7 protein-coding genes and 1 pseudogene are annotated in these 6849 nt (G+C 72.5%); 4 read left to right on the forward strand and 4 right to left on the reverse strand.

The features are described from left to right. Window positions 1-414, forward strand: a pseudogene (locus ACIG5E_RS38755) (hypothetical protein); the annotation flags it as partial. 406 nt (window positions 415-820) lie between these two features. After that, on the forward strand, window positions 821-1108 hold the full coding sequence (locus ACIG5E_RS38760) for a hypothetical protein (RefSeq protein WP_396541907.1): 288 nt from the start codon (window positions 821-823) through the stop codon (window positions 1106-1108). Window positions 1109-1784: 676 nt separating this feature from the next. On the opposite strand, the gene ACIG5E_RS38765 is transcribed toward ACIG5E_RS38760, so the two are convergent. The 4 genes from ACIG5E_RS38765 to ACIG5E_RS38780 form a co-directional block, all read right to left on the reverse strand. Next, window positions 1785-2222: a hypothetical protein gene (locus ACIG5E_RS38765; protein WP_396541909.1), complete on the reverse strand. Its 438-nt coding sequence runs from the start codon at window positions 2220-2222 to the stop codon at window positions 1785-1787. A gap of 231 nt (window positions 2223-2453) precedes the next feature. Then, complete coding sequence (locus tag ACIG5E_RS38770) at window positions 2454-2597, reverse strand: hypothetical protein (RefSeq protein WP_396541911.1); 144 nt, start codon at window positions 2595-2597, stop codon at window positions 2454-2456. A gap of 858 nt (window positions 2598-3455) precedes the next feature. Continuing rightward, window positions 3456-4193: a hypothetical protein gene (locus tag ACIG5E_RS38775; RefSeq protein ID WP_396541913.1), complete on the reverse strand. Its 738-nt coding sequence runs from the start codon at window positions 4191-4193 to the stop codon at window positions 3456-3458. A gap of 129 nt (window positions 4194-4322) precedes the next feature. Continuing rightward, entirely contained in the window at window positions 4323-4805 is a 483-nt protein-coding gene (locus tag ACIG5E_RS38780; protein WP_396541915.1) for a hypothetical protein, read from the reverse strand. Between the two features lie 49 nt (window positions 4806-4854). Here ACIG5E_RS38780 and ACIG5E_RS38785 point away from each other — a divergent pair, with 49 nt between their 5' ends. Next, complete coding sequence (locus ACIG5E_RS38785) at window positions 4855-5061, forward strand: hypothetical protein (protein WP_396541917.1); 207 nt, start codon at window positions 4855-4857, stop codon at window positions 5059-5061. A 269-nt stretch (window positions 5062-5330) separates the two neighbouring features. Then, complete coding sequence (locus ACIG5E_RS38790) at window positions 5331-6524, forward strand: hypothetical protein (protein WP_396541919.1); 1194 nt, start codon at window positions 5331-5333, stop codon at window positions 6522-6524. Window positions 6525-6849: the final 325 nt, after the last annotated feature.

Below are 6849 nucleotides of genomic sequence, written 5' to 3' on the forward strand. Positions count from 1 at the left end.
GCCGGTCCCGCGACCGTGACCGCGACCGTGACCGCGACCGGCACCGCGTGTGCGTGTTCCGGTGTCGTGTCCGTCCCCATCACGGTCACCGTGACCGGGACGGTGGGTGGTGGAACGACCTTGACGGCAGCGCCCGCCTGCTGGCGGGTCAACCTGCCGCTGCCTCTGCCCGACGTGTTCAAGGCGACGCTGACGGCCACTCTCTCGCCGGCGCAGGCGGGAGTCACGGTCAGCTTCTTCGTCGCAAACCAGCTCGTGGGCACCGCGGTCACCGACGCGACCGGCACGGCCACCCTTCAGGCGGGACTCAACCCGCTGCAGATCCTCGCCGGCAGCTACACGGCACACGCCACGGTCGGCGCCACCATGCTCCAGGCGACCAACTCCCTGACGCCCTGCCTCCCGCCGGTGTGACCGACTACGGTCAGATCGCCCGGGGCAGCGTGACGAGTCCCGCCGGAATGTCGGTGCACAGGTCTAGGCCGGTGCGTCCGAGCTGACGGTGTCGCGCTGGAGGCCGGCCCGCTGGTTAAAGGTTGTCCCCCGTCGTGGAAGGACGGGGGACAACCCGCTGCCAGCCTATTGGTCGCCCAACCGTCTCCACATCCATCGGGTGACCGAGAGCCGTACCACGTGAGCGACTGGCGCACACAAGCACCCGGGACCGGTACACAGCAGCCCAGCGCCGATCCCGGGCACAACCGGACCTCCAGCAGTCCCTACCCCCACCGCCGCGGACCGGTCGCACCCGACTCCCAGCAACAGCCGAGTACCGCTGCACCACCCCGTCATAGGTCAATCGGGAAGTGGATGGTTTGCCATGAGCGTTACCGCGTTCCTTCTCGCCCTCGGCACCACCTGTCGCATCACCCGTTTCATTACCAAGGACACGCTGGCAGCGGGGTTCAGGTCGTGGACCGCAGCTCGCTTCGGCGACGACTCCCGAGCGGCCTATCTGGTCAGCTGCGGATGGTGCACGAGCATCTGGGCCGCCACCGCCACCGCCGTGTACGCCACCTGTTTGGAGGGCTCGCCATGGTTCCAGGTACCTACGGCTGCCCTGACGCTCTCTTATCTGGCGGGAATCGCTTCACGCTGGCTGGACTGACCAACGACGGCCCCATGAACGCCCTGCCCCACGAATCGAAGCCGAAAGGGTGGCAGCCATGTCTTGCAACTGCGGCGGAGGATCCCCACACGCCACCGTCGTCTACCAACTGAACCTGCCCGACGGCACCATCCGTCGATACGTCACCTACCAGGAAGCCGTCGACGCAAACCAACGCGCGGGCGGCACCGGAACAATCACCGTCTCCAGCCAATAGGCCGAGGGGCTTCCCCCTGAGCGGAAAACGACCCGCAATCGGACGGGGGCTGCACCGCTCGGTTCACCCCTCCCTGCACAGCCCGGACACCGTTTCCGTCGCAGGTCACGGCAGTTAATGACCGACGAGAACGACCCAACTCGGCGGGAAGGGTCCGACCGACTGTACGAAGCTGTCCTCGGCATCTGGCGGGCCGGCAGGTGAAACCGCGCCGCCGGATGGCATGTTCGCGGCCGAAAGATTGCAGGTCAAAGCCCTGGTCATCTGCTGATCATCGGGTCTAGCATTCCCGCCACGGCGGCCCCACCACAGCACCACCGGGCCGCCGAGCAGAGCAGCCGCGCCGCGGCTCGGCGCTGCTAGCCTCCCACCGGCCGGGCCCCGCGGAACACCCCCCTGCTTCCCCGGGACCCGGCCGCCTGCGCTCCGTCCCCGGATGCTCGGACACAAGGCGCGGGTCTACGGGGCGGCGTGCCCGCGGCGGCGGGAGCGCGCGGCCCGCTGCATCTCCGCCTCCGCCAGGTGCCGACGGCCGGCGACGAGGTCCTGGCGGACCTGCTCCTCGACGGCGGCGAACAACCGGTAGTAGGTGCAGTCGTACGCCTCAATCAGCTGGTAGGTCCACATGCCCGGGATGACATCCCGGCCCAGGAGCTCCCCCTCGACCAGGCCGGCCTGCTCCTCGTGCCCCGCCTGGCGCAGCATCCGCACCGCCTCGGCGAGCATCCGATCAGCGCCGCCGGTCATGTGGTGCACCGCGTACAGGTGGCCGCGGGCCCGCTCGGTGTACTCCAGCGCCTTCGTCAGCATCCCCAGCGCCTCAATGGTCGCGTCGTCCACCCCGGGTGGCCGGCGGTGTGCCTCGTCCGGCTCTTCGGTCCCGACGTCATCTGCCACCGATGCCTCCCGGTGCTCGCCCGACCCCTTCACCGTCGTGCGGCCTGGGAGCAGGCGCATGCGCAGGAGGGCCGACCGGCGGTCGGCGAGGTCGGCCTCGGTAGACCCGGCCGCGTCTGCCCCGGCGCTCTCGGCGCGCCTGTCCTGCGGCCGCCTCGCCGACGGCTACCGCGCCGCCACCTCGCCGGAAAGCGCTCCCGGATGCCGGGGGGCTTTGCGGCGGCCGCCGGTTCACCAGCTGGTGGGCGGCTGTTCCTCCAATACTTCGAGGACCTCGACCGAGGCGGACATCACGATGTACGCGCCGTTGACGTCGATGCTGGTCCACCAGGTGCCCCGGTCCACCCGCCGTCCGGCGAGGCCCCACTGGACCATCACCTCCTCTTCCCCCCCGCCGGAAGACCCGCCGGCGCCGTGGATGCACCGCCCCGACATCGACTTCCTCCAGGAAGCGCACCCGCGCCCGCGTCCACCAGTTCCGCTCTGCGATCGTCATGCCCGGTACAACGACCGGCACCGGCGATCAGTACGACGAGCACCCAGTCCTGGCCCTGTGAGGGCCGGACGGCGTGCTGACGGTGGTAGCTCGTCGTGAATCAGCTGTAGGTGGGACCGGGGCCAGGGGCGAGGCCAGCGAGACGCAGCGGTGGTTCGGGCGGCGCTCAGTCCTTGTCGGATCCGGTCTTCCATGCGAGGCGGAGCTGCTCCGCGGCATCGGCGGCTTGGCGAAGACCCGCCTGGCAGTGTCGGACACCGGCCTGTCGTAGGTCGCACACCCGTGCGGCCGGGAGGGCGACCCGACACCGGCCGCCCGGCCGGTGTCGGGTCGCACGACGACGCGCCGGCTCTGCCCCAGATGGCATGTTCGCGGCCGAAAGATTGCAGGTCAAAGCCCTGGCCACCGTGGACCCACAGGTCTAGCATTCCCGGCACGGCGGCCCACCACAGCACCACCGGGCCGCCGGCCAGCGCAGCCACGCCGTGACCCCGGCGCGGCTGGCCCCCCACGGCCGGGCCCCGCGGAACGCTCCCCCTGCTTCCCCGGGACCCGGCCGCTGCGCCTCACCCGCCCGAGCACCGGGCTGGGATCAGACCTGAGACCCATGTCCCAACACCGCCCCAGCGCGCCCGCAATGTCCGTTTTGCTGGGACGGTCCCAGCCCGCTTCCCCAGGTGACAGCGTTTCGCCTCGGCACCTGGGACTTACGGCACCCCCCGGCCTGACCCGCGGCATCAGAACCGTTCGGTTGCTCGCGCGTCGCCAGTCAGCGCGTACCGGCGGCACGCGAGCAGTTCCTCGACGCTGCTGCCGATCTCCTCGCCCAGCACGTGCAGAACCTCCTCGGCGTCCCGCTCGGCGACGTACCCGGGCGCCACCTGAAGGGCCAGCAGTCCGAGCTCGCGGTGCGCGTCCAGCCGGTCCCGCGCCACCGGGTACCCGTCCGGGCCCGGCGAGCTTTCCAACCCGGCCACCGGCACGTCCGGCCGCTCGCGCAGCTCGGCCACCGCCGCCGTGACCGCCGCGCTGATCCGGCCCGGCTCCAGCTGCGCACCGCCGGCCTCGGCGCGGGCCTGCGCCAGGCGCTCGGCGACCAGATCGGACAGCTCCGCCAGGCGCCCGCGGATCTCGACCACCGCCCGCACCGACAGCGCGGTGTCCCACACGTGGGACAGCTGCGGCCCGGCCTCCCGCCCGACGACGTCCTCGATCGCCTCGGCGGCCGCCGCCAGGTCCAGCAGCCGGTACGCCATCGACCGCGATACCTCGAGTTCCCCGGCCGCGTACGCACACCACGACGGGTAGCCCAAGGCGGTCCACACCCGGCCGCGGTGCGCGGCGCGCACCCGTTCGGCCAGTACCAGGACGGCGCTGCGCATCTGTTCCACCGACTCGCGCAGCGCGCCGGTCAGCCGCCGCGCCTCGGCCTCGCCGATCGGGACGGCCGGCTCCTGGTGCCGCCGCTCGCCCATACTCTCCCCCTGCCCGCCAGTAGGTGCCCGAACCCGGTGCCGGCCTGTGTCATGCCCTGTGAGGGTTGTAGGGGTTGTGTTATTGACCGGCCATTTTCCCAGGTGGGAGCGGTTCACAGGCGGGCTGTGTTACCTGTAGGGCACGGTCTGGCCGGCGGTCACGGCGGCGTCCATCGTGGCGGCAAGGGCGGGCAGCTCGCGCTCCAGCTCGCCGAGCACCGTGCCAGGCATCGCCGCGGCCAGCGCGCACACGGTGATCAGCGCGATCCGCTCGCCCATCACCAGATCGGGGAGCGCCTGGGCGTACGGGCTGCCGGTGACGACACCGGCGGCCAGGTCGTACGCCAGCTCCTCGGCCAGCTGACCGTCGCCGCCGGGGACGCCCTCCCGGCTGGCGGCCTGCTCGATGGCGTCGGCGGCCCGTTCCAGCACCGTGCGGTGCCTGCCCTCCGCCTGCCGGGCCGCGAGCTCGCGCACCCACCCGGCCGCCCGCCGGCCCGCCTCCGACGCCTCCGCGAGCACCTTGTTCACCGCGTGCTGCTGCTCCCGCTGCTCCTGGTCCTCGCTGTCTCCGGTGTCCTCGACGCGGGGGAAGGTGATCGGATCCGTCATGACGGGTGAACCGGCCCGGCCCGGCCCCGGTCACGGGCAGACTGTGATCATGACTTCCGCCCGCCGCCCGCTGTGGCAGCCCTCCGCCGACCCGGCCACCGACACACCCCCGGCCGAACCGCAGCGGCTGCTGCCGGCCGAGCGCCTGCCGCTCCCGGAACCCCTCCCCGCCGTACCCCACCCGGATCGGCCCCGGGCCGAAGGCGGGCGCCGGCCGCTCGGCCCGGGCGGCCTCACCTTCACCGAGGCCGAGTAGAACGGGGCGCGCGGGCGCTGCGCCTGCGCAACCGCCGCCCGTCGTCCTCGCCCACGCCGGCCGTGGGGGCGGGGCCCCCCCCCCCCCCCCCGGCGCCCCCCCCCCCCCCCCCCCCCCCCCCCCCCCCCCCCGACCCCCCCCCCCCCCGCCCCCCCCGCCCCCCCGGGGGGGGGGGGCGCCCCCCCCCCCACGCCGCCACCCCCCCCCCCGCCCAGCCGCACGCCACCGGCGGCACCGCGCTGTCCGGGCGGCCGGATACCCTCCCGATCATGGAGACCGAAAACGACGCGCGAGGAATCAAGGCCAGCGCGGAAAATGACGCGCGAGGAATTGAGGTCGGGGCGGGAATCGACGCGCGACGAATTGAGGCAGGGCCACAGGCGCCGGGCTGCGCCGAGTGCGGCGCCGAACTGCGCGCCGCCGGGCCGGGCCGACGCCCGGTCTACTGCGGCCGGGCCTGTTCCTCGAAGGCGTATCGGCGTCGGCGGGCCGAGCACCAACAGGACGCAGTCGCCGACGCCCTTGTTACCTCGCGCGTCGAAATCCCGGCCACCGGCGAGGCCGGCCACCGCGAGCTCCTGGAGCTCGCCGCCGCCGTGCAGCGCAGCACCGCCCGCTTCCTGGAGAACCTGGAACAGGCCCGCCGCGGTGTAGGCGAAGACCCACGCTGCAACCAGGCCCTCGCGCTACTGGAGACCAACCTCACCGGCGCCACGCAGCGGATCATGCGCCAGGCCCACGTGCTGCGCTACGAGATGACCGCCGCCCGGCTCCGCACCGAGCAGGCTCACGCCCAGGCGCCCACCCCCGAGCCTGTCGCCACCCCCCTTGATTCCCCGCGCGTCGAAACCGACGGCCCGGCCGCCGCCGCGCTCGCCCCAGCCGAACCGGCCGCCGGTACCGGCCTGGCCGCCGCCGCGGACGATGAGACCGCCGCGGCCGCCAGTGCACCCGTCGGCCGCGCCATCATTTCCCCGCGCGTTGAATCGAGCGGCGCCGGCACGGCGGCTGCCCGCCCCACCGTTTCCCCGCGCGTCGAAAGGGACGCTGTGCCAGCCGCAGAACAGAGTTCCGCTCCGGCCGACGGGCGCCACCTCGCAGCGTCCGTTGCGCAGCAGCCGGGACCGGTCAACACCCTGCCGCAGGAACTGCTCCTGGCTCTGGCCTCCGAGCGCACCTCCTCCTCGCCGCTCGCCCGCGGCCTGGGAGCCCCGACCTCCACCTGGAGCATCGACGGGAGCGACCTGGTGGTGGAGGGCTGGAACAGCACTTCAGACCTGTTCGCCGTCCGCGACCCGAACCGACGGCTGCTGGGCTGGGTCGAGGCGTTCGGCGACGGCTGGGGCACCTACATCCAGGGCCGCCTGATCATCGACGCCACCGACGGCGATCCCTGGCTCTCCACGGACGCGCCCCACGCCGTCGCACTGCTCCGTGCCGCCCGCAACCAGCAACTGACCTGACCCGCACCGCCGGCAGCCCGGCGCCGCAGCGCGGCCGCGTCTTGTGAGTGGTCTTGTGGGGCGTCTTGTCGGTGTCTTGTGAGATGTCTAGCGGGTGGTCTTGTGGGTGCATGGTGATCCGGCCAGGCACGGCATCACCGCATGTCAGGTGCCATTTTGGGCGGGCCGGAAATGCCGACAACCCCTTCTTCTCTGTCCTTGTCTTGGGTAGTGAGGTGGTCGGTCGGTGGGGGGCCTGTCCAGCCAACGGTGTAACTCGTGTGATGTGAATTATCGGCGGCCGACGGAGAGTCGGCCGTCGAAGGCGATGTCGAAGGCCTGGAGT

The sequence above is a fragment of the Kitasatospora sp. NPDC053057 genome (genome assembly GCF_044546945.1).
GTDB lineage: Bacteria > Actinomycetota > Actinomycetes > Streptomycetales > Streptomycetaceae > Kitasatospora.

Bases quoted from the DNA above. Each gene is read 5' to 3' on its own strand.
- ACIG5E_RS38775 (WP_396541913.1), bottom strand. From the start codon at position 4,193: ATGGGCGAGCGGCGGCACCAGGAGCCGGCCGTCCCGATCGGCGAGGCC.
- ACIG5E_RS38790 (WP_396541919.1), top strand. From the start codon at position 5,331: ATGGAGACCGAAAACGACGCGCGAGGAATCAAGGCCAGCGCGGAAAAT.
- ACIG5E_RS38770 (WP_396541911.1), bottom strand. From the start codon at position 2,597: ATGGTCCAGTGGGGCCTCGCCGGACGGCGGGTGGACCGGGGCACCTGG.
- ACIG5E_RS38785 (WP_396541917.1), top strand. From the start codon at position 4,855: ATGACTTCCGCCCGCCGCCCGCTGTGGCAGCCCTCCGCCGACCCGGCC.
- ACIG5E_RS38780 (WP_396541915.1), bottom strand. From the start codon at position 4,805: ATGACGGATCCGATCACCTTCCCCCGCGTCGAGGACACCGGAGACAGC.
- ACIG5E_RS38760 (WP_396541907.1), top strand. From the start codon at position 821: ATGAGCGTTACCGCGTTCCTTCTCGCCCTCGGCACCACCTGTCGCATC.